A 23,285-nucleotide genomic window follows, 5' to 3' on the forward strand; every position below is an offset into this window, starting at 1 on the left:
ATTGGTGAGCGTATGAAAAATGGAGAACAGGATAGGCAGGCATTAGCAGTTACATGTGGAAATGTAATCGTATTACTACCAATTCAAATGGTAAAAAAAGTTTATGCCATGGAGCAGGTAAAGGGAAAAAATGAAAATCAGTATCTACTTGAGGGAGTAGAATATTCTGGTTATTTTTTGTATGACTTATTGAAACAGGATAAAGAAATGGTGAATTATGCAATATTAATTCAATGTGATGATTGGGACTATATCTTGTTTGTCGCAAAAGTGTTAAATGTTATATTGTTGGACGAACCATGTACATTACCTTTTTACATGCAGCGTCCACCTTTTTCTTATATAGAAACCTGTTATCCATTGGATACACAAAAAATCGGATATCAATTAGATCTTGTTGAACTGCTTCATCAGCATCAAATCATAGATAGGGAGGCTGTATATGGAAAATAAACAAAAACGAATGGATGCCTTAACAAAATTCTATTTGCCGTGTGCAGCGGATACACAAATGGATCGCTATCTGAAAAATGGTGCAGGAGATGGCGTGGATACGGCATTATTGATAGAAATTGATTATAAACAATTCATGAGTGAGGAAGAACTTGACAACAGTATGATGGTCGCAGAGGCTGCTTATTCTTTAACGAAGATTTTCGACAAAACAGATTTATTTGTAAGAGTAGGGCCGGCTGCGTTTTTTGTTTATGCAGTAGGATATCTTAATGAAGAAGATATGGAGCGTAAATTAAAACAGCTGATCAAGCAATATCATCAACTGAATTGTGAACATGCTGAACATATGCAAAAACATATGCATGTAGGAGTTTATCATGTGCAAAAGGAAACAGGATTCATGGAATTGCTGCATAAAGCTAGTACATGTTATGAAGAAGCATTACATACCCATGTATTATTCTGTATGGACACAGATCAACCATACCCATTGAACTTCCCAAAGCCATTTGCGACATCGAAAATCAATACCAAACTGGCAGACATGGAATTTGCGGCAGATATCATGTATGAGATGTATGATGGAAAAGATATGATTGAAACGATCCCACTTATTTTGAAAAAAATATGTGCCTATTTCCATACACAGTATATCTATGAAATAGAACGGGAAGATGATGCATATAAAGTGTTATATGAATGTCGTCCGGAAAGTATGCTGGTAGAAAATGAAAATTTAAATACATTGCCGCTGTTTGTCGGGGACAATTATCAAAATTGTTTTATGTATGAAGATGTATTAGCATGTAATCAGTTATCGGATATGTTTCATTATGATTCCTTTGTTGCACTACGAGAGAAGATACGTGGCGCAAGATCATTGATGCAGGGAAAACTGCAGGAAAATAGAGCATTCATTGGCTATATCTGTATGATTGACTGTGAAAAGGAACGGATATGGACAAGTCAGGAAATTGCGACTTTCTTTCTATTGATTAAAATTATAAATACTGCGATTCTACAGATGCGTATGCTGCGTCAGCATCATCAAAAATCCAGTCAGGATACCTTGACAAAAGCATGGAATTTGAAGAAGTTCTATCAAAAAGCTGTAGAAAACATGAGCGTGGGAAATCAGAAAAAATATGCATTGATTACCATGGATATCAAAAACTTTAAATATATCAATTCGGAATATGGATATGCTTATGGCGATAGAATTCTGGTCGCAATTGTGGAAATCCTGAATCTGTATATGGAAGATGAGGAATGCTTCGCAAGAATTGATGCGGATATCTTTATTTTATTGTTAAATTATGAAGATATAGAGAAATTGAAACAGCGCTTAAATTTATTGATTAAAAAAATCGAACGTTATAATATACGCTATGATCTTATTACGAATATCAGCTGTATGCTGGGTATTTATCTAATCAACGATATCACCATGGATATTGCACAGATGATTGATTATGCCAATACCGCAAGAAAATCAATTAAAGATTCTCATGAAAGCTGTATTGCATTTTATAATGGAAAACTGGAAGAAAAATTTATCAGAGAACACCGCTTATCTTCCATTATGCGGCAGTCTTTGAAAAATCATGAATTCATTGTGTTTTATCAGCCCAAAGTCAATATCTATACAAATCAATGTGTGGGAGTTGAGGCATTGGTCCGTTGGAGAAGGCAGGATGGCAATATGATCTATCCTTCTGAATTTATTCCATTGTTTGAAAAGAACCATTTCATTATCGATTTAGATATGTATGTATTAGAACAGGTTTGTATACAGATCAATACATGGATCAAACAAGGGAAAAAACCATTGCCGGTATCTGTCAATATTTCCAGAGTAGATTTAAAAAACAATGATATCGTCAAACAAATTGTAGAAATATGCGATACCTATCAGATCAATCGCAGTCTGATTGAATTAGAAATTACAGAAAGTGCTTTCCTTGAGAATGAAAGCATTGCGATAGAGCGTTCTAAAGAGTTGAAAGCAGAAGGCTTCTTGTTATCTATCGATGATTTTGGCACTGGTTTTTCTTCTTTAAGCTTATTAAAGGATTTGCCAATGGATGTATTAAAGCTGGATCATACCTTCTTTCAGACACAGATGAATAAACGAGAAAAAATTATTCTAACCAATATTATCCGTATGGCAAAGCAGCTGGATATGACAATTGTTTCAGAAGGAATTGAAACAAGACAACATGTAGCTTTCCTAAAAACCATCGGTTGTGAAATTGCACAGGGATTTTATTATGCTCGCCCAAATGAAATCAATCAGCTTGATTTATGGGGAAACTTTGAAGGAGAAGATGTATCATGAGTGAACATTTGTATATCGCATGTCATCTGGGAGAAAAAATTATTGCAGTTCCAGGAGAACAAATCGTAGAAGTCATACCTGCATGTGAGATTACGCCATTGCCTATGGCGATTCCTCATGTAAAAGGCGTACTTCAACGAAACAACAAAGCAGTATTGATTTTGGATGAATCTTTGCCATTTTTTGGGGAAAGCAGGGAAGCATTAAAATATTTTATGATTTTATCATTGGGGAATGATGAAATCGGTATTGGTGCACATCGTATTGAAAGAGAAATTGCTGTTAGTGATCATACATGGGTACATCAGCCTGATGAGGTATTTGAGTTTTCATGTAATATAAAGGGACATAGGATTTATCGTTTAGACATTAAAGCATGGGGAGGTGATGGTGTTGGTTAAAATCAGGGATGATGAGTTTCAATATTTATGTGAATTATTGTATCAGTCTTATGGATTGAATATGCGTAAAAAACGCGTGTTGATTGAGTATCGTCTTATGAATATTCTGCAAAAGTATCAGGTCAATAGCTTTCAGGAGTATTTTTCATTATTACGTACAGATAAAAGTGGAAAGATGAAAGAAGAAATGTTAAACAAGTTAACAACCAATTATTCTTTCTTTATGCGAGAACCTCAGCATTTTGAATTTATCAAAAAAGAAATATTACCCAAACTCTGCGTGAGTAAGCCATTTTCTGTTTGGATCGCGGGATGCTCTTATGGACAGGAATGCTATACCCTGGCGATGATTTTAGAAGAATTACGTTTGAGTAGAATGGTACTTCCCCCTATCAATATCTATGCGACAGATATCAACACCGTTGCTTTAGAACAAGCAAAGACAGGAATTTATCCTAAAGAAGCTATTGCGAATCTACCAGAGTTATGGAGAAAACGGTTTTGTCGTTCATTAAGCGATGGAACGATTCAGTTAAAAGAATGTATCAGAAAGCAGGTAACATTTGAATATCATAATATTATGGAACCTTATGATAAACGAAAGTTTCATCTGATCATGTGTAGAAATGTATTGATTTATTTTGATGAACGTTCACGAAACAAGATTTATCAACGCTTTTATAACAGCCTGCAGCCAAAAGGATTTTTGATTTTGGGAATGGCAGAAATGATCCTACAGAATCATGTATTATTTAAGTACCATGGAGCTTCTATTTATCAGGTAAAGGAGAGCATACATGGTGAATGATATTCATGTTCTGCTTTATCAAAAAAATCAGGGAAAAGAAAATCTTTTATTTGATATTCTATCGCAGGAAAAAGGCATTATGGTACATAGAATCACAGTATTATCTAGTTTAAATCGTTATCAAAAATTATATTCCAGCTTATGTGTTATATATGATGGGGAAATATTAACATCATTGGATATCATCGAAATAAATAAAATAAAAAATGCAGAGCTGCCTGTGCTGGTGCTGATCAGACAAGTCAATAAAACGGTATATGCACATGAACTACAGGATTTACAGGTTATCTATAAGCTAGAACATGAAACTGTATCCTTTATCCGTTCTTTGATTGTGAAAATCAAGTTTCTAAGCATGCCGGCAAAACAAAACGTATTAGAAGATTTACATAGTACCCATATCATTGCGATTGGTGCTTCTACCGGAGGACCACGGGCAATTGAAACGATATTAAAAGTATTTCGAGCACAAAGTTATGGGGTAATTATTGTACAGCATATGAATGATGAAAATTTACAGGGATTTGCGGACTATTTAAATAAACAATGTTCGTCGCATGTGGTAGGTGCCAGAGAAAATGAGCTGGTAAAAAATGGTGTTGTATATATCGCAAAAGAAAAACGCCACCTTACGATACAGCGGCAAAAAGATGGATTTCATTTACATTATACCAATAGTCAGAAGATAAATTGTGTATGTCCATCCATTGATGTATTATTTGAATCAGTCGCAAAAGAAGCAGGATGCCTTGCTTGTGGTGTCTTATTGACTGGTATGGGAGAAGATGGGGCAGCAGGATTAAAGGCAATGAAGGATAAAGGTGCATTTACCATCATACAGGATAAGGACAGCTGTGATGTATATGGTATGCCAAAAGTTGCGAAAGCAATACAGGCGCATTGTATAGAGCTGCCATTACAACAGATTGGTTCATTTTTGAATGGACTGGATGGTCGTTTTAAAAGAAAAAATAAGGAGATCGCAAATGAAAGAGAAAATTATGGTCGTAGATGATGCTTTATTTATGAGAAAACTGATTAGCGGCATGCTGAAGAAGCATGATTATGAGGATATCATATTTGCAAAGGATAGTGTAGAAGCATTAACACAATATCAGGCGCATCATCCTGATGTTGTCTTATTGGATATCACACTTCCCAATGAATCAGGAATCACAGTATTAAATGAAATATTAAAGCTGGACGAAAATGCGAAAATCATCATGTGTTCAGCGATGGGACAGGAAAAAGTAATTGCGGATGCTTTACGTAAAGGAGCCAAAGATTTTATTGTGAAACCATTTCAGGAGGAACGACTCATCCGTACCATTGCTTCTATTACAGAACAATGAAAGCATATAAAGAAAACATCATACAGGATATTGTAGGAGAACTTGGAAATGTTGGGATTGGCTCTGCCGCAACCTCCCTGTCCTCATTACTGGGCAGACAGATTTTAACCACAACTTCTCAGGTCAATATCATTGATGAACAGACATTTATCCAGTGGAAAGATGCATACGAACAGACGATTGGTATCCTTTTTCCACTTGAAAAAGAATTAAATGGCTTTGCGTTGTTTTTGATGGATGAAAAAAATATTCGTGAGGATATCGCTTCTATTCATTGGATCGATGAACAATCAGAAAACGATGAAGTATTGGAAGTACTAATGGAAATAAGCAGTATTTTGATATCGTCATATCTTTCGGCGGTAGCATCCTATTCCAATCTGCATTTGAAGATTCGACAGCCGGCTATTTCAAGAGATATGAAAGAATCCATTATCAACGAAGCATTATCCAATATGCTGATGCTGGATGATGAGGCCATTTATTTAATACATAGTTTAAAAATATCACATACATACGATTTAATTCTTATGCTTTCTAGAAAAAGCATCTTGCAGGTACTTACGTATTTGGAGGTGAGGGAATGAAAGAGATTATTGCACATCCGGCAGAACTGATCATTGCGAAAGATGATGAAGTGATCACATCCTATGCACTGGGAAGTGGAATGGGCATCTGTATCTATGATACGATGAAGCATATTGCTGGCTTTATACAAAGCCTTCTGCCAAAAGCCAGGCAACAAAATGACAATGATTTAAAGTATATTGATACCGCTTTTAAACAACTTTATGAGCTGATGCTGAAGGAAGGCTGCCAGCATGAACATCTGGTAGTGAAACTGGTAGGTGGTGCAACACTGTTTCAGTTTCCTGATGAAGTCGTAGCAGACATTGGTCGCGCCAATACCAAAAGTGCTTATCACATGCTGGAAGAACTCAAACTGCCGCTTGCCGGAGAAGATGTTGGTGACAGATATGGAAGAACATTACATTTTCAAGTGGAAGATGGTTTGGTTCATATCATGACGAAAAATAAATACTTATATACTATTTAAGGAAGGAAAACGTGAAATGAACAAATTAAAAAATATGAAAATTACAAAAAAACTACTAATATCCTTTATTGTGATTGTGATATTATATCTGGCAACAGTGTTTACTGCACTTTATGGTGTGCGTAAGATTACCGGCAACTTTGATGAATTCTATAACAAATCTTATCAGATTGTGAAAGAGTCTATGGATTTTCGCTTAAATCAATACATTGTCGCAAGAGATATGCTGCTTATTGTAAATGAAAAAAATACGGAAACAACAGCGGAAGAATTAAAAGAAGCCAAAACCAGTATGGCAATCGTTGATCAGGCAATGGAAAATCTGATGAAGTTAAATGGTGAAAATGACATGATGTCAGAATTAAAACAGTTGCATGGAGAACTGGTAATTCCAAGAGAGAAAGTCATGACCCTTTTAGAAAATGAAAAATATGATGATGCGATGAAAGTTTATCAAAATGATTACAGTCCTAAGGCAGTAGAAGCGAGAAGCTTTTTGAGAGATCTGGAAACAGAAACCAAAAAGGCCGCAGATGCTTATTATTTATCAAGTAATCAAAGCGCATCTATCATGTTGATCAGCCTTGTGGTATTAAGTATCGTGACCCTGCTTTTAACATCAGCTTTATGGTTTATTATCGCAAGAAGTATCACAAAACCAATACAAACTTTGAAAAAAGCTGCAAAAGATCTATCAAATGGAAATTTACATACAGAACTGGAATATCATTCACAGGATGAATTAGGATCCCTTGCGGACAGCATGCGGGAAACGATTACAACATTAAGCGTCTATGTTAATGAAATAGAAAAAACGATGCTGATGATTGGAAAAGGTAAGCTGAATTATCAGGCTGGAGTGGAATTTAAAGGTGATTTTATCACACTAAGCGAATCTTTGAACCAGATATCCTCTTTATTGAGTAAATCTATGTTACAAATTGCTAATAGTGCTGAACAGGTATCTGGTGGCGCTCAGCAGATATCAAATGGTGCTCAGATGCTATCTCAGGGAGCAAGTGAACAGGCTGGTTCTATCGAAGAACTTGCGACAAGTATCAACGAAATATCTGAAAATGTAAAAAATAATGCAGATGATACCGTAGCAGCAAGTGAACTAGCAGATGTCGTAGAAAATGAAATCGTTGCCAGCAGTCAACAGATGGATCGTGTTACAGAAGCAATCGAAGAAATAAAACAAAACTCCATGGATATCACAGGTATTGTAAAAGATATTGAAGATATCGCATTCCAAACCAATTTATTGTCATTGAATGCAGCAGTAGAAGCCGCAAGAGCAGGCGATGCAGGTCGTGGCTTTAGTGTTGTTGCATCAGAAATTAGAAAATTAGCAACCAAGACGACGGAAGCCAGCAAGACAACTGCAGAACTGATTAAGAAATCAACAACTTCCGTTGAAGAAGGAAGCACCCTGATATCCTCTGCAGAGCAATCAATGAAGCATGTTGTGGAAGGAGCACGTGAAGTCGCAAATAAAATTGAACGTATTTCACAATCCAATATCCAGCAGGCAAACTTTATTATTCAGATTCGCCAAAGTATTGGCATGATTTCAGATATCGTACAGGGAAATTCTGCGACATCAGAAGAAAGTGCCGCAGCCAGTGAAGAATTAGCAGCACAGGCACAGCTGTTAAGAGAGCTGGTTAATAAATTTGAACTTCGAGATGAGGAAGGACTAAATGTATGAACAAAACCATATTAATTGTCGATGATGCTGTATTTATGCGTATGAAGCTAAAAAAGATCATAGAAGCATCTGGTTATCAGATCATAGAAGCAAAAGATGGATTACAGGCATTTGAATTATTCAAAGAACATAAGCCGGATCTGGTCATTATGGATATCTCCATGCCAGAAATGGATGGATTGACTTCTTTACGTTATATGATGGAGCATGATAACAGTATTCCTGTAATCATGTGTTCTGCCATTGGTCAGGAATCAAAAATATTAGAAGCAGGAAGACTTGGCGCTAAAGATTTTATCGTCAAACCATTTAAAGATAAAGAAATAGAAGAAGTATTAAACTGTTTTCTTGAAGAAAATGGGAGGTAGACGATATGCTGCAATCATATTCTGATTTAGATGAAGAAAAAAGAGATATGTTAAAAGAGCTGGGGAATATTGGTACCGGAAATGCAATCACCTCCTTATCGCAGATGATTGATCAGCCTTTAGAAATGGAGATTCCCAAAGTATGTATCGTACCATTTCAAAAAGTACCGGATATGCTAGGGGGAGCGGAAACGATACAGGTTGGTATTTTATTAGAAGTATCAGGGGATTTAAGTGGTACATTTATGTTTCTTTTGAATGAAGAATTCGCTAAGACAATCATTGAAAAGCTTGTGGACGCCAAAGTAGAAGATATTTTTGAGTTAGATGAACTTAGTAAATCTGCTATCAGTGAAATAGGAAATATTATGTGTTGTTCCTATATCAACGCATTATCATTACTGCTTCATGTGGATATTCACGTATCTTTACCAGCAGTATGCTGTGATATGGCAGGTGCAATCTTAAGTGTACCAATGATTAAATTTGCACACTTGGGAGATGAGCTTTTGTTTATTGAAAATCGTTTCCAGCTGGATGATGTTCCTGTTGTCAGTCATATCCTGTTCTTCCCGGATTTTGAATCCCTGAATTTTATGTTTCAAACCTTAGGATCATTGTATGAGTAATCTTTTTACTGTAGGTATTGGAGATGCCTGCATCATAAAAATGCCTGATGTACTTGTGACCTACGCATTGGGCTCCTGTGTGGGGGTATGTCTTTACGATTTTCGTAATCATATTGCAGGAATGGTTCATATTCTTTTGCCATCACGACATGATATACAAAACAGTAACGAATACAAATTTGCGGACAGTGGAATTTCAAAGCTGCTGGAGCAGATGCTTCAACAAGGTGCAAATAAAAAAAGTATTGTTGCGAAAATTGCAGGCGGGGCAGAAATGTTTTCTACTTATGGACTACAAAGTAGTGGAATCGGACTTAAAAATGTGGAAGCTGTCATCAAAGTATTAAAAACTGCAGGCATACCGATTGTGGCACAGGATACAGGCAAAAACTTTGGACGTTCGATCTGGTTTAAAGCTAAAGATGGCTCCTTAGAAGTAAAAACAGTAAATCATGGTACGTATGTAATATAAAAGAAAGGAAGGTTGAGGCTGAAATGAAAAAACCGAAACTTTTAATAGTTGATGATAGTGCATATATCTGTGCACAGATAAAAAAGATATTCGAAAATGAAAATATAAGCCTTGAAGTTGCGAATAACGGCATAGAAGCTCTGGAAAAAGTCTGTTCATTTCAACCTGATTTAATCCTTTTGGATGTTGTACTTCCTGATATTGAAGGCTATGATCTATATCAAAAAATAAAAGAAGTAGATAAAAATTATGCTGCTATTATTTTTCTGACGTCAAGAGCTCAGGAAAGTGATGTAGTAAAAGGATTTTCCTTAGGTGCATGTGATTATATCAATAAACCTTTTCATAATGAAATATTGAAATCCAGGATCAAGGTGCATTTAAAAGAAAAACAGCAAAATGATGATTTAAGGAAACTGAATGAAGAAATGGAAGCGAATATGCGAAAATTAAATTCCATGGCTTTTCGTGATTCCTTGACTGGTTTATTCAACCGTCGCTATGTATCCGAACGCTTAAAAAGTGAATTATTAAACAGCAGATGCCAGATTGGCATGATGATGTGTGATGTTGATGATTTTAAACATATCAATGATTATTATGGACATGAAATCGGGGACATCGTCTTGATTGGTATTGCAAATATTCTGGAGAGTGCTGCGGATGATATGAGTGTGATACGCTGGGGTGGAGAAGAATTTTTGATATTCTTGTTTGGTAAATCAAAAGAGGAAATCTATCAGATCAGCGAACATATACGCAAAAGCATTGAAGCATTTCCTTTCAGCAGCGAGGGGATTCGTTTCAAATGCACCATATCTATTGGTCTGGCACTTTATGAACCATCCCTTCACTTTGACGATAACTTAAAACATGCGGATGAAGCGTTATATACTGGAAAACGCAGTGGAAAGAACTGCTCCATCTGGTATGATGGCATTTATAAATGAAAGCAGGAAAATGAGCTATGACGATATTTGATGATGACCAGAAATCAATGCTGGATGTATATTTATATGAAACAAACCAATTATTTGAGCAATTGGATAAAATACTAATTGAATCGGAAAAGCAAGAAACAATCAATAAAGAAGACATTCATTCCATTTTTCGTATTATGCATACTACCAAAAGCTCATCATCCATGATGGGATTAGATGGTATTGCGGAGTTGATGCATATTGTTGAAGATGCATTTGTAGTGTTAAGAGATGATGAATCAAAATTAGCTTATTGTAAAAGTGAACTGTTTGAATTATTATATGATGTATCTGATTTTATGCATGGGGAACTAGAGCATATGAAACTTGATAACTATATGCCAGCAAGTCCTGAGGAATTGATTCATACTTCCAGAACCATTCAGAAAAAATTAATGAAGGAACCAAATGAAGTAAAACAGGAAGTCCTGCCAAAACCATCTAAACCAGATACAAGGATAAATGAACAGGATGTATTCATACGATTGCGTTATGAAAAAGAATCCAGTATGGAAAATATCCGTGCTTATATGATCATATCACAGATTATGCCTTATTGTGAAAAGCTGGAAAGTATTCCACAAAAACTGGAAAATAATCCGGATGCGGCAAAATTTATTAAAGAATTTGGATTTTTTATACGTTTTCAATCTACAAATCGCAAGAAAGTATTAGAAATGCTGCATCGTGCATTGTTTGTAGAGTCCTGTAAAATTATTCAGCGTGATGAATTTATGGCGATGCTGAATCAAAAAAATAATAATGATGAAGATAATGTATTATCAAAAGATAAACGAAATGAAGAAATATCATCATCTGTTATTCCCGTACAGGTAAAAAAACTGGATAAAATGCAGAATTTATTAGGAGAACTGATGGTTGCGGAATCTGTGATGATGACAAGACTGGAACAAGATAACGATCGTGAATTATCATTCATGTTTGAAAGAAGCTTTCATAAAGCCTTTATGGAGCTTGAAGAAATTGTGATGAGTGCCAGACTGATACCGATATCAACGATTGTTCCAAAACTAAATCGTGTGATTCGTGATATATCGCATAAAGAAGATAAAAAGGTGACTTTTGTTGTTAAAGGGGAAGATATAGAAATAGATAAAGAGATTGTTGATCATTTATTTGACCCTTTGATGCATTTATTAAGAAATGCGATTGACCATGGGATTGAACCACCTGAAGAGCGTGTAAGAATTAATAAGCCATTACAAGGTGTTATTAAACTGACAGTAGAAAATAACAATGGAGAAATCACGATTCATGTTGAAGATGATGGACGTGGACTGGATGTAGAAAAAATTAGAAATACGGCAAAAGAAAAAGGCTTGATAAAAGAGGATCAGGAATACAGCGAACAGGAGATCTTATCTATGATCATGATGCCTGGATTTTCAACCAAAAAGCAGGCAAATGAGATATCTGGGCGTGGGGTAGGCATGGATGTTGTGAAAAACATGGTGGATCAGTTTCGAGGAAATGTCAGTTTATCCACCCGTCTGCATCATGGTACCAGAATTACCATGCATTTGCCGTTAACCTTGACGATTGTGGAAAGCATGCTGTTTATGGTTGGGGAACATAAGTTTTCTATTCCATCTTACAATATTCTGCGTTATTTTCCATATGATATAGATGATGGAACTGTGCAGGAAGATGAAAATTCTGCGACTTTCTTCTATAATGGAAAAGCGATCCCTTTGATAGATTTAAATGAATTTTTCGGGATAAAAAAAGCTGCACCAGCCACAAAAAAGATTATTATTTATATTCATTCTTCTCAAAGAGAGGCTTGTATCGTCATGGATAAAATTATTGGATATCAACATATTGTAGATAAACCATTACCATCCATCATCAATATTGATTTTAAAAAAGCAACGGGTATTTCGGGTTGTAGTCTTTTAGGTGATGGAAGTATCTGTATGTCCTTGAATATTGAATATCTGCTGGATCGTTGTTTAGGAAAGGAAGTGGGTGTGTATGAGTGATCTTCTATGTTTTTCTGCATTCAACCGCTTATATGGCATACCGCTAGATTATGTCATTGAAACCTTTGAAGAACAGAAAGTAACGCCAGTTCCATGTTTACATTATGCATTTACCGGACTATGCAGTCACAATGGCATGATTTATCCCGTGATTTCCTTCTCTCATCTTTGTGAAAGAGAAATTCCATTAACAAGAAAATGCATGATACTTGTAGAACTGGAACAGGATCAATTTATCTTACAGATGAATGATGTTCCTACGGTGATTTATGAAGATGAGATAACCGTCAGAACCAAATATCAGAAAAATGACCGGCTGTTAAAGGTTGATGAGTTATGCCAAAGTAAATATGGTATCGTTTATGTTGTGGATATTAAAAATATTATTCATGACTTAAGCAGGGAACTTCTAGATGACAGATATGTGCAGGACTAATTTTTTAAAGTTTACTTTTGAGATAAAAAATGATTGTAATTCTGCTAGAACTCTGTTATAATGAATAAGCAATATCGTAAGAAAGGAGGATTATTATGGGCATTTTAGATATTTTGTTAATGATTTCAGCGGTCGTACTAATAATACTCTCCTTATTACAGAGTGGAAAATCAGATGGTCTTAGTGGTGCCTTTACTGGTGGTGAAGGGCTAAACCTGTTCGCTAACGTAAAGGAACGTGGCGCAGAAAAAGTAATGTCTAATGTGACATTGGTGACAGGTATCATCTTCTTCGCTTTGGTATTAATCATTCGTATTATGAAATAAAGACCGTATATGGTCTTTTTTATTTACTATACTAATATAAAGAAAGGAGGTATGATCGATGGATATACGTCAAATCATACTGGACATCGTGCAGAGTCAAAAATATAAAGGAATGGATGCATCACATCTATCCAGAGAATTAAAAATGGAAGATGCAGCTTCCTTTACAAAACTGATGAAATGCTTAAATGAATTAGAAGCTGAACATGTCCTTGCAAGAGATCAGCGTGAACGTTATTTCACAAGTGAACATTTAGGGTATGTAACAGGGACTCTGCGTATTAATCCGAAAGGCTTTGGATTTGTGGAAACCGGAGAGGAAAGCTTTTATATCGCAAGAGAAGCACTTCATTTAGGTATGGATCAGGATAAAGTATACGCAAAGACCTGGAATAATTATGATGGAAGTGTAGAAGGCGAAGTCATTGAGGTTTTAGAACATAATACCAAGACTTTGGTAGGTGTTGTAAAAATTCGTGAGAGTGGTGAGAAATATTTTCTGCCAGATACAGAAATGCTGAATCGTCGTATAAAAATTACAAACTTTCAGGATTTCCGGGTTGTGCATGATTCAAAAGTATTGGTGGCAATTGACAGCTATGGTCAAACAATTAAAGCCCATATCGAACGGGTAATCGGATATAAATATGATCCAGGTGTAGATATTTTATCTATTCTTTTAGATCATGATGTCGTACCAGAATTTAGTGAAGCAGTCATGCAGGAAGTTAAAAGTATTCCTGAAGAAATTGATCAGGAAGAAAAGAAAAACCGAGAAGATCTGACTTCTTTATTGACCATTACCATTGATGGCGATGATGCAAAGGATCTGGATGATGCTGTTTCAGTAGAGAAAATTGAAGGTGGATATCGATTAGGAGTACATATCGCAGATGTATCACATTATGTGAAGGAAGGCAGTGCGATAGATAAAGAGGCATATCATCGTGGTACCAGCGTCTATGTTGTGGATCGGGTTGTACCAATGCTTCCCCATGCATTATGTAATGGCATTTGTTCATTAAATCCAAGAGTAGAGCGTTTGGCAATGACGTGTATGATGGATATTGATAAAAAAGGCAATGTCATGAATTATCGGATTTTCCCTTCTGTGATTAAAACCACAGAGCGAATGACATACCGCAAGGTTAATGACATACTGGCAGGCGATGAAACTGCGCAAAAGGAATATCCGCATTTATTGAAAATGTGCATGCATATGAAAGTTCTTTCTGATATCATCCGCAAACGCAGAGAAGGACTTGGTGCCATTGATTTCGATACAAAAGAAGCAAAAATCATTGTAAATGAAAAAGGCAAACCAACAGATATTATATTACGTGAAAGAGGGCAGGCAGAGCGCATCATAGAGGACTTTATGATTGCGGCGAATGAATGTGTTGCTACACATGTAAAATGGCTGGAAACGCCTTCTATGTATCGTATACATGAAGCACCAGAACCTAAAAAGGTGCGCGAATTCGCAAGAATTGCCAAGACACTGGGATATACGTTCCAGGGTGGAATACAGTCTGTTTATCCCGCGCAGTTTTCTAACTTATTGAAAGAAGCGAAAGGACAGGAGAACTATTCTGTTTTGAGTAGTTTTATGTTGCGTAGCATGCAGAAGGCAAGATATGATAACCGCTGCTTGGGACATTTTGGGCTTGCATTAAAGGAATATTTACACTTTACTTCCCCAATTCGACGTTATCCAGATCTTGTTGTACACCGTATGTTAAAAAAATATGTCTTTACACAATGTGAAAATCCAGATAAAATGAAAAAGGATGAAGCATGGTGTGAAGATGCCGCAAATCAGGCAAGTGTTCGTGAACGAATCGCTGTAGATACTGAGCGTGAAGTTGATGATATGAAAAAAGCGGAATATATGGAAAAATATATCGGCTGCACTTATGATGGTATTATCAGTGGTATTACAAAATTTGGAGTATTTGTAGAATTGGATAATACTGTAGAAGGTCTTGTTCATATTTCTACCTTGATTGATGATTATTATCATTATGATGACAATATGAAAGCATTGATTGGTGAGCATACAGCTAATATTTATCGTATGGGTCAGAAAGTGCGTGTGAAATGTGTTGGCGCAAACCGCTTTAAACGTGAGATAGATTTTGAGATTTTAACAAAAAAGAACAAAAAGAAGAAAAATGATATAAAAGAGCTGCCTAAACAAAGAATACGTAAAAAGAATCGCGCATAAAGTAGTAAAGGAGGTCGTTGTTTCTTATGAGAAAAGTGATTACATATAATCGAAAAGCCAGTCATGATTATTTTCTGGAGGAGCGTTTTGAAGCTGGACTTGTTCTACAAGGTACAGAAATCAAAGCAATTCGTAAAGGTCATGCGCAGTTGAAGGATGCTTATATCAGTTTTAAGGATGGAGAAGCATACATCAAAATGATGCATGTACCGCCTTATGAATTCGGTAATCGTTTTAATCATGATGAAACGCGTGATCGTAAACTGCTTTTGCATAAAAGTGAAATACAGAAGCTGACACAGAAAGTGAAACTGAAAGGTTATACGGTTGTACCAACTTCTTTATATCTTGAAAAAGGTATGGCTAAGCTTGAGATTGCTCTTGCGAAAGGGAAAGATCTTCATGACAAGCGTAATGCGGAAAAAGAAAAAGACGCAAAACGTGAAATTGAAAAAGCTTTGAAAAATCATTATTAACGTTGTTGTAGTTTACTGCATTTTGTGGTAAACTACAACTGTTCCTAAAACCGGGGGTGTACTGGTTTCGACAGGGATATGTATGGTATGAACTGCAGTCGAGTGGTTACGTTATAACCAAAATAAATTTAACTGGAAAAACTAAATTAGCTAACATCTTTGGTGGAAACCAGAGAGTTGCTTTCGCTGCTTAATAACCGACATAGGTTCGCAGCCGCTGCCAATGCATTGACCTTTGGTGCTTGGATGTGCGCTTAAGATACGAAGGTTAAGGAAGCTGTCTTTCGCCTGAGAGCTGTTTCACGAAAATTTATCAGGCACATTCAATGGGAGTTGTTCATGATTACCTGTTGAATATATGACATGAACTAAACTGTAGACGTTCATACGTGGTGCTGTTTCTGGACGCGGGTTCAATTCCCGCCACCTCCACCAAATAAAAGTGCCAGGACGGATGTCATCGTAAAAAAGCCGATAAATAAAGGCTTATTCGATGATTTGTCCGTCTTTTTTATTTGTCGCATCACCGTGGATGTCATCTATATTTTCTGAAAAACAAGCTGTTTTTGGACACGTATCTACAAAGAATAGTGCCAACTTGGATGTCATTATGAAAAATATTTGGTAGATTGATTATTGAGGAGATACGTATACCGTGATATGATGAATACACATATGAGTGCAGTGAAAATATACATATTTAAAATTATGGAGGTTATGATAAATGGATGAAACCACCGTAAATGAAAGAAATGCAAAGGACTTTACAGGAAAAGTATAAAGATAAATGGGAAGGAATCTCTCCAGAAGTTGGTAAGAACAAATTACTTTGGATGGTAGGAGAAATTGGCGAAGTAATAGATATTGTAAAAAAACATGGAGGTTTAAAAGCAAGCAATAGTAAAGATGTAAGAAAAGAATTAATTGAAGAATTGTCTGATGTTTTAATGTACTATAATGATATTTTATTATGCTATGATATATCTTCAGAAGAGTTAAAATCCGCTTATGTTGAAAAGTTTGAAAAAAATATGAAGCGCTGGTAAAATCCTGATGTACAGTGTTAGATGTAAATATCTTATGCCATAAATGTAAATAAGGTGTCAAATGTTAAAGCATTAAAAGGAGCGAGAAAGGTAATTCATGCGAACGTAGGTGTTAGCTTTTCCTCACATGCGCATGCAGAATAAATAATACACATAGCATACAACGTTAAAAAGCCGATAACTAAAGGGTTTTTGGCATCATACAGGTAGCATACAAACGCATATAAAAAGTAAATATTTTTCCGTAAAAACACGATTTTTCTGTGAAAAGTCGTAAAAAAGTCGTGAGAATGGCCAGTTATCATTAAATGTAATTGGTCATTTTTTACTATATGAAAGAAGATACTTAACAAATGAAAAAACTTGAAGAGTTAACTTAAAAAATTATATTTTATTTTTGGGCAATATGATTGATTTATTTCCTAAATTATGTAAATTTGATTGACAATTGAAGTTAGACTATGCTAACATATACATGAGATTAGTCTTGGCTAACTTAAGAAATACATGAATGTTGTATTCAATTAAAAGGAAGGATGAGTATGATGCCATTAACATTTGCGAATGTAGGAGAAGAAAACATGATCAAACGTATTGGAGGCAATCCAGAAACAAAGAAGCGTTTAGAGAATTTAGGTTTCGTAGCTGGAGGAAATGTGACGATCATTAATGAGATTGCAGGAAATATCATTGTCAATGTAAAAGAATCGCGTATTGCGATCAGTAAAGAAATGGCTCAAAAAATTTTCATTTAAAATTTAAGGAGGAAACGAAAATGAAGACACTTCGTCAAGTAAATATCGGAGAAAATGTAAAAGTTATAAAGCTTCACGGGGAAGGTGCAGTAAAACGTAGAATTATGGATATGGGAATTACAAAAGGTGTAGAAGTACATGTACGTAAGGTTGCACCATTAGGTGATCCGATAGAGATAAGCGTTCGTGGATATGAGTTATCCATTCGTAAAGCAGATGCAGATATGATTGAAGTAGAGTAACGTACAAGGGCATTGCCCTTAATTTTTAACGAATTTAGTTAGCATAGGCTAATTTTTAGAAAGGTAGGATTTAAGTATGGAGAAAAAAACTATTCGCATTGCCTTAGCTGGCAATCCAAACTGTGGAAAAACAACATTGTTTAATGCACTTACAGGTTCCAATCAATTTGTTGGTAACTGGCCGGGTGTAACCGTTGAGAAAAAAGAAGGAAAATTGAAAAAACATGAAGATGTTATCATTACGGATCTTCCTGGTATTTATTCCTTATCGCCATATACATTGGAGGAAGTTGTTGCACGAAATTATTTGATTAATGAACATCCAGATGTCATTTTGAATATCGTAGATGGTACAAATTTAGAACGAAATCTTTATTTAACCACACAGTTAACAGAACTTGGTATTCCTGTTGTAATGGCAATCAATATGATGGACATCGTAAAAAAGAATGATGACAAAATAAATGTAAAGGAATTATCACGAGAACTAGGAGTTACAATTGTAGAAATATCCGCATTAAAAGGAAATGGTATTATGGATGCTGCCGAAGCTGCTTTACAAGCAGCAAAGGTTGGAAGAACCATTCCTATGCATACATTTTCAGGAGCTGTTGAACATGCAATTGCACATATTGAAGAGGCTGTTTTACATGATATGCCAGAGGATCAGCAGCGTTGGTATGCAATAAAAATCTTTGAACGTGATGATAAAGTGCTTGCTAAATTAAATCTATCTAAAGAAGTACTTGCACATATCGAAAAAGATATTCAGGCTGCGGAAAAAGAACTGGATGATGATGCCGAATCGATCATTACCAACGAGCGTTACATTTATATAGCATCCATCATAAAAGGCTGTTATAAAAAGAAAACAGCCGGTAAACTATCTACATCTGATAAAATAGACAAGGTGGTAACCAATCGTTGGTTAGCATTACCAATCTTTGTTGTGATCATGTTCTTTGTTTATTATATTTCTGTATCAACAGTTGGTACATGGGCAACTGATTGGGCAAATGATGGTGTCTTTGGTGATGGTTGGCATTTGTTTAGTATTGGCACAAATGATTATGATGAGGCAATCACAAAATATGCCGAAGAAAATGTATGGACAAAACCATTTGTGGTAACGGTGGATAAAGCAGTAGATGATGAGGTTATCGGTGCACAGGATATAAAAGATGCAATCCAAGAAGAAGACTATGGAGCATTTGATGAAGCCTATGGCACTTATGGAGATTCCCTTGCACAAGCAGGATATGATGTATCAACAATATATGATGCTGCTTTAGGTGATGATGCACAAGGAGTACCTGATCCTTCTGAATTTGGTATTTGGGTACCAGGTGTCCCTGTTTTGTTGAATAACTTATTGGATAGTATACACTGCTCTTCTTGGTTACAAAGCTTGATTGTTGATGGAATCGTAGGTGGTGTTGGTGCTGTATTAGGATTTGTACCACAAATGATCGTGTTATTCTTATTATTGGCATTTTTAGAAGCCTGTGGGTATATGTCACGTATTGCATTTGTATTAGATCGTGTATTCCGCAAATTTGGTTTATCAGGAAAGTCATTCATACCAATGTTGATTGGAACAGGGTGTGGAGTACCAGGAATCATGGCATCAAGAACGATTGAAAATGAAAGAGATCGCAGAATGACGATCATGACGACTACATTTATCCCATGTGGCGCAAAAGTACCAATCATCGCATTGATCGCTTCAGCATTATTTCATGGAGCATGGTGGGTAGCACCAAGTGCTTATTTCATCGGCATTGCGGCAATCGTTATATCTGGAATCATGTTGAAGAAAACACAAATGTTTGCTGGTGAACCTGCGCCCTTCGTCATGGAACTTCCAGCTTATCATATGCCAACAGTGTCCAATCTTTTTCGCTCTATGTGGGAACGGGCTTCCTCCTTTATTAAAAAAGCTGGTACCATCATATTATTATCATCTATTATCATATGGGCAGGCTCTATGTTTGGCATGATAGATGGTTCCTTTGGTTTCAGTTTAGATATGGAATTAGAAAACAGCGTACTAGGTATGCTAGGAAGAGCTATTTGCTGGATTTTTGCTCCATTAGGTTTTGGTAACATTAAGGCAACGATCGCTACAATTATGGGATTGGTTGCAAAAGAAGAGGTTGTTGGTGTATTTGGGGTGCTTGATTTTGAGGGGATGACACAATTAGCAGCTTATTCATTCCTCTGCTTCAACTTATTATGTGCACCATGTTTTGCAGCTATGGGTGCTATCAAAAGAGAGATGAATTCTACGAAATGGACAACTTTTGCGATTGCATATCAATGTGTATTTGCATATGCTATCTCATTAGTTGTCTACCAAATTGGTTCAGTATTTGTAGGGAATGCAAATATTATTGGTCTTATATGTGCAGTTATCGTTCTATTATTTATCACCTATATGTTAATAAAACCGTATAAAGAGCCTGTGAAATTAGGCAAAGAAGTCAGAGTTTAAAGAAAGTCGAGGATATGATAATGATAGATTGGTTGTTAAATCATATATCTACACTTTTCATAAGCATTGTTTTACTTATGATTATCATATGGATCATAAGATATATGATAAATGAAAAAAGGCAGGGGAAGTCATCCTGCGGTGGCCAATGTGGGCATTGTCAGATGAATCACTCTTGTAATCATAGTTCTTAAATCAACAAAAAGGGGTAGTTCATCTTAAATGGATACTCCTTTCGATCATTATAAACGAGAAAGGTATATTTAATATATGATGGAAATAACTTTGAAAATTGAAGGAATGATGTGCTCTATGTGTGCATCTCATATCAATGATTGTATTCGTAAAAATTTCAATATCAAAAAAGTAAAAACTTCTCACAGAAAAGGAGAAATCGAATTATTATCAGAAACGATTATAGATGAAGATAAACTAAGAAAAGTGATACATGATACAGGGTATACATTAATATCTATAAAACAAGAAGATTATATGAAAAAGGGTTTATTTTCATAGGCTCTGTTAGAAATCCCAAGAGATTCTTATTATAGTCTTGTTTAAAATATATATGAAATAATTTCTGATTTTATTTCATAAGTGTTAACTTCTATTATTTCCGCGGTGGATTACTCATAATTGCATACACTTGCATACAGGTACAATACACTTAATAAATAGGCGTATATAAAAAGCCGATAACTAAAGGGCTTTTGGCATCATACAGGTAGCATACAAACGCATATAAAAAGCAAAGATTTTTCCGTAAAAACACAATTTTTCCGTGAAAAGTCGTAAAAAAGTGTGAGAATGGCCAGTTATCATTAAATATAATTGGTCATTTTTTATTTGGAATTTAGCGCGATTTTCAGTGATATAGTATTAAAAATGTCATCGTGCTATAATATGAAATATAAATAAACTTGAAAATGTGAACTTATATTTCATACTTTAATATAGGACTATGAATAAGGAGGTTAATTATATGGATGATAAACAAAAAAAGAACTTAGCTTATGTAATCGGTGTCAGTATCATCGGTGTATTTGTAGTGTTGTTTGTCCCTATGATTTTTCATATATTTAACTAAAAAGATTTAATACATGAAATTCAAAATGTGAGGTAAATTTATGACAGAAAAAGAAAAAATGATCAATGGTTTTATCTATAATCCTGTTTCTCCGCAACTTGTTTTAGATAGAGATAAAGCTAGTCGTATACTAACAAAATACAATAAAAAAGTATTCCATGAAGTAAATATGAGAAATCGGATGATAAAAAAATTGATGAATACAAGTGGTTACTTTTGGATAAAGCCGCCTTTTTTCTGCGATTATGGATATAACATTTATCTAGGAAAAGAAGTGATGGTTAATTTTAATTGTGTATTTCTTGATGTATGTCCAATTATCATTGGAGATTATACATTGATCGGTCCTAATACACAGATTTATACAGCATGCCATTCATTAGATTATAAAGAAAGACAAGAAAATAAAGAGTTTGGAAAACCTGTTCGTATAGGTGATCATGTATGGATCGGTGGAAATGTTACGATATTACCGGGGGTATCAATCGGTGATCATTCGATTATTGGTGCTGGCAGTGTGGTTACTAAAGATATACCAGCGAATGTGATTGCGGTGGGTAATCCATGTAAGGTAATAAAAGATCAAAAAAATGTAAGTATACAGAGTGCAAAGAGGATATAAAAATATAAGGTACTATGTAAAGAAGTTTGATAGTTTTCTTTTTTATTTATAAAATAAGATTATTATATTGTGTAAAGTCAATAATCGTCTAGTGTAACTCAAATAAAATGATATTTCAAGAATAGACTTTTGAAATGTAATCAGTCTATAATGTAAAAAAGAGAAGGAAGTGAATTTTATGAAAAAATTATTTGTATTGATGATGATAGGAAGTCTTCTGGTTGGATGTACATCTGCTAATGATCAAAATGATAAGAAATCAGCAAAGCCTGCAGGATCGGCAGTAGCATTAAAAGATAATGATACTAAGTCAAAAGATAACCAAAAAGAAAAAGATGATTCAGAAAAAGAAGAGAAAAAACAACAGGAAGAGGAAAAGCAACAGAAACAATCTAATGCTCCTAAGAAGGAATCATCAAAAAACGACGGTACTAGCAGTAAAACAGAAAAAAAAGACAATAACCAATCAAATTCTAATAAGAATGAATCAAATCAAGAAAACAACACACCTTCTCAAGATTCAAATCATACAGGAGAAACTAGCAAACCAGTAACACCACCTGTTGAAAATCCAGAACCAGAACCGCCAGTGATTCAACAAGCAAAAGCAGATCAGGTATTTGCTCAGATAAATGCATATCGTACTCAAAATGGGAAAGAACCATTTACATATTCATCTGAACTTAGAAGTAGGTGTGATTCGCATGCATTCGCAATGGCACAGAAAGAAGCATTATGGCATAGTGGAGATGGAGCTGAATGTATAACGAATTACGATGACCCATTCTCTGCATGGGTGAGTTCGCCACCTCATAATAAACTATTATTGAGTAACAACACAGAAGCAGCAGTTGGGATTTATTATTATAATGGATACTATTACTCAGTATTTCAAACACGCTGGTAAAATACATATAAAATAGATAATGAAGCACGATCTGAAAAATGGTCGTGTTTTTTTTATGGAAAGGAGATCATATGAATTACTACAAGGTGGGT

General features: G+C 35.3%; 26 protein-coding genes and 1 other RNA gene. All 27 read left to right on the forward strand.

The genetic code is table 11. The features are described from left to right. The first annotated feature begins 12 nt into the window (after positions 1-12). Positions 13-453: a hypothetical protein gene (locus tag DW761_RS03610; protein WP_117516438.1), complete on the forward strand. Its 441-nt coding sequence runs from the start codon at positions 13-15 to the stop codon at positions 451-453. Further along, positions 443-2,794, forward strand: a complete 2,352-nt coding sequence (locus DW761_RS03615; protein ID WP_117516439.1) for a putative bifunctional diguanylate cyclase/phosphodiesterase — start codon at positions 443-445, stop codon at positions 2,792-2,794. Before DW761_RS03610 ends, DW761_RS03615 begins: the two co-directional genes overlap by 11 nt. Further along, complete coding sequence (locus DW761_RS03620) at positions 2,791-3,195, forward strand: chemotaxis protein CheW (protein WP_117516440.1); 405 nt, start codon at positions 2,791-2,793, stop codon at positions 3,193-3,195. The genes DW761_RS03615 and DW761_RS03620 overlap by 4 nt, the downstream gene beginning before the upstream one ends. Continuing rightward, positions 3,188-4,003: a CheR family methyltransferase gene (locus tag DW761_RS03625; protein ID WP_158553740.1), complete on the forward strand. Its 816-nt coding sequence runs from the start codon at positions 3,188-3,190 to the stop codon at positions 4,001-4,003. The genes DW761_RS03620 and DW761_RS03625 overlap by 8 nt, the downstream gene beginning before the upstream one ends. Then, positions 3,993-5,018, forward strand: a complete 1,026-nt coding sequence (locus tag DW761_RS03630; RefSeq protein ID WP_117516442.1) for a CheB methylesterase domain-containing protein — start codon at positions 3,993-3,995, stop codon at positions 5,016-5,018. The genes DW761_RS03625 and DW761_RS03630 overlap by 11 nt, the downstream gene beginning before the upstream one ends. Next, the gene (locus tag DW761_RS03635) at positions 4,990-5,355 is read left to right on the forward strand and encodes a response regulator (protein ID WP_117453057.1); all 366 of its coding nucleotides are present in this window, start codon (positions 4,990-4,992) and stop codon (positions 5,353-5,355) included. The genes DW761_RS03630 and DW761_RS03635 overlap by 29 nt, the downstream gene beginning before the upstream one ends. Next, positions 5,352-5,942, forward strand: a complete 591-nt coding sequence (locus DW761_RS03640; protein WP_117516443.1) for a chemotaxis protein CheC — start codon at positions 5,352-5,354, stop codon at positions 5,940-5,942. Before DW761_RS03635 ends, DW761_RS03640 begins: the two co-directional genes overlap by 4 nt. After that, the gene (locus DW761_RS03645; RefSeq protein WP_117453059.1) at positions 5,939-6,412 is read left to right on the forward strand and encodes a chemotaxis protein CheD; all 474 of its coding nucleotides are present in this window, start codon (positions 5,939-5,941) and stop codon (positions 6,410-6,412) included. The genes DW761_RS03640 and DW761_RS03645 overlap by 4 nt, the downstream gene beginning before the upstream one ends. A 16-nt stretch (positions 6,413-6,428) precedes the next feature. Further along, positions 6,429-8,123, forward strand: coding sequence for a methyl-accepting chemotaxis protein (locus tag DW761_RS03650; protein WP_117516444.1), 1,695 nt, complete (start codon positions 6,429-6,431; stop codon positions 8,121-8,123). After that, complete coding sequence (locus DW761_RS03655; RefSeq protein WP_117516445.1) at positions 8,120-8,491, forward strand: response regulator; 372 nt, start codon at positions 8,120-8,122, stop codon at positions 8,489-8,491. Before DW761_RS03650 ends, DW761_RS03655 begins: the two co-directional genes overlap by 4 nt. A 5-nt stretch (positions 8,492-8,496) precedes the next feature. After that, complete coding sequence (locus DW761_RS03660; RefSeq protein WP_117453062.1) at positions 8,497-9,120, forward strand: chemotaxis protein CheC; 624 nt, start codon at positions 8,497-8,499, stop codon at positions 9,118-9,120. Next, the gene (locus DW761_RS03665; RefSeq protein WP_117453063.1) at positions 9,113-9,592 is read left to right on the forward strand and encodes a chemotaxis protein CheD; all 480 of its coding nucleotides are present in this window, start codon (positions 9,113-9,115) and stop codon (positions 9,590-9,592) included. The genes DW761_RS03660 and DW761_RS03665 overlap by 8 nt, the downstream gene beginning before the upstream one ends. Positions 9,593-9,615: 23 nt before the next feature. Then, entirely contained in the window at positions 9,616-10,542 is a 927-nt protein-coding gene (locus tag DW761_RS03670) for a diguanylate cyclase domain-containing protein (RefSeq protein ID WP_117516446.1), read from the forward strand. A gap of 17 nt (positions 10,543-10,559) precedes the next feature. Further along, positions 10,560-12,575, forward strand: a complete 2,016-nt coding sequence (locus DW761_RS03675; RefSeq protein ID WP_117516447.1) for a chemotaxis protein CheA — start codon at positions 10,560-10,562, stop codon at positions 12,573-12,575. Continuing rightward, positions 12,568-13,011, forward strand: a complete 444-nt coding sequence (locus tag DW761_RS03680) for a chemotaxis protein CheW (protein ID WP_117453066.1) — start codon at positions 12,568-12,570, stop codon at positions 13,009-13,011. Before DW761_RS03675 ends, DW761_RS03680 begins: the two co-directional genes overlap by 8 nt. A 95-nt stretch (positions 13,012-13,106) precedes the next feature. Next, entirely contained in the window at positions 13,107-13,337 is a 231-nt protein-coding gene (gene secG / locus DW761_RS03685) for a preprotein translocase subunit SecG (protein WP_117453067.1), read from the forward strand. A 58-nt stretch (positions 13,338-13,395) separates the two neighbouring features. After that, positions 13,396-15,564 carry a ribonuclease R gene (gene rnr, locus DW761_RS03690; RefSeq protein WP_117453068.1) on the forward strand — a complete coding sequence of 723 codons (2,169 nt, stop codon included), beginning with the start codon at positions 13,396-13,398 and terminating at the stop codon, positions 15,562-15,564. A 26-nt stretch (positions 15,565-15,590) separates the two neighbouring features. Next, entirely contained in the window at positions 15,591-16,040 is a 450-nt protein-coding gene (gene smpB, locus DW761_RS03695) for an SsrA-binding protein SmpB (protein WP_178695168.1), read from the forward strand. Between the two features lie 52 nt (positions 16,041-16,092). After that, positions 16,093-16,475: a transfer-messenger RNA gene (gene ssrA / locus DW761_RS03700) on the forward strand. 308 nt (positions 16,476-16,783) lie between these two features. Continuing rightward, positions 16,784-17,086, forward strand: a complete 303-nt coding sequence (locus tag DW761_RS03705) for a MazG nucleotide pyrophosphohydrolase domain-containing protein (RefSeq protein ID WP_117453070.1) — start codon at positions 16,784-16,786, stop codon at positions 17,084-17,086. Positions 17,087-17,628: 542 nt separating this feature from the next. After that, the gene (locus tag DW761_RS03710; RefSeq protein ID WP_117456158.1) at positions 17,629-17,841 is read left to right on the forward strand and encodes a FeoA family protein; all 213 of its coding nucleotides are present in this window, start codon (positions 17,629-17,631) and stop codon (positions 17,839-17,841) included. A 20-nt stretch (positions 17,842-17,861) separates the two neighbouring features. Continuing rightward, positions 17,862-18,083 (forward strand): FeoA family protein, encoded by a 222-nt coding sequence (locus DW761_RS03715; RefSeq protein ID WP_117456156.1) that lies wholly within the window; start codon positions 17,862-17,864, stop codon positions 18,081-18,083. A 76-nt stretch (positions 18,084-18,159) separates the two neighbouring features. After that, on the forward strand, positions 18,160-20,577 hold the full coding sequence (gene feoB, locus DW761_RS03720) for a ferrous iron transporter B (protein ID WP_117456153.1): 2,418 nt from the start codon (positions 18,160-18,162) through the stop codon (positions 20,575-20,577). Positions 20,578-20,597: 20 nt separating this feature from the next. Next, positions 20,598-20,771 carry a FeoB-associated Cys-rich membrane protein gene (locus DW761_RS21810; RefSeq protein WP_158552369.1) on the forward strand — a complete coding sequence of 58 codons (174 nt, stop codon included), beginning with the start codon at positions 20,598-20,600 and terminating at the stop codon, positions 20,769-20,771. Positions 20,772-20,847: 76 nt separating this feature from the next. Further along, a complete protein-coding gene (locus DW761_RS03730; protein ID WP_117456150.1) occupies positions 20,848-21,093 on the forward strand; it encodes a heavy-metal-associated domain-containing protein in 246 nt (81 codons plus the stop codon). A gap of 611 nt (positions 21,094-21,704) precedes the next feature. Next, positions 21,705-22,286, forward strand: coding sequence for a sugar O-acetyltransferase (locus DW761_RS03735; RefSeq protein ID WP_117456148.1), 582 nt, complete (start codon positions 21,705-21,707; stop codon positions 22,284-22,286). Positions 22,287-22,464: 178 nt separating this feature from the next. Continuing rightward, the gene (locus tag DW761_RS03740) at positions 22,465-23,193 is read left to right on the forward strand and encodes a CAP domain-containing protein (protein WP_117456146.1); all 729 of its coding nucleotides are present in this window, start codon (positions 22,465-22,467) and stop codon (positions 23,191-23,193) included. Positions 23,194-23,285 lie beyond the last annotated feature (92 nt).

Source organism: Absiella sp. AM29-15, from assembly GCF_003434225.1.
GTDB classification, from domain to species: Bacteria; Bacillota_I; Bacilli_A; order Erysipelotrichales; family Erysipelotrichaceae; genus Hoskinsella; species Hoskinsella hominis.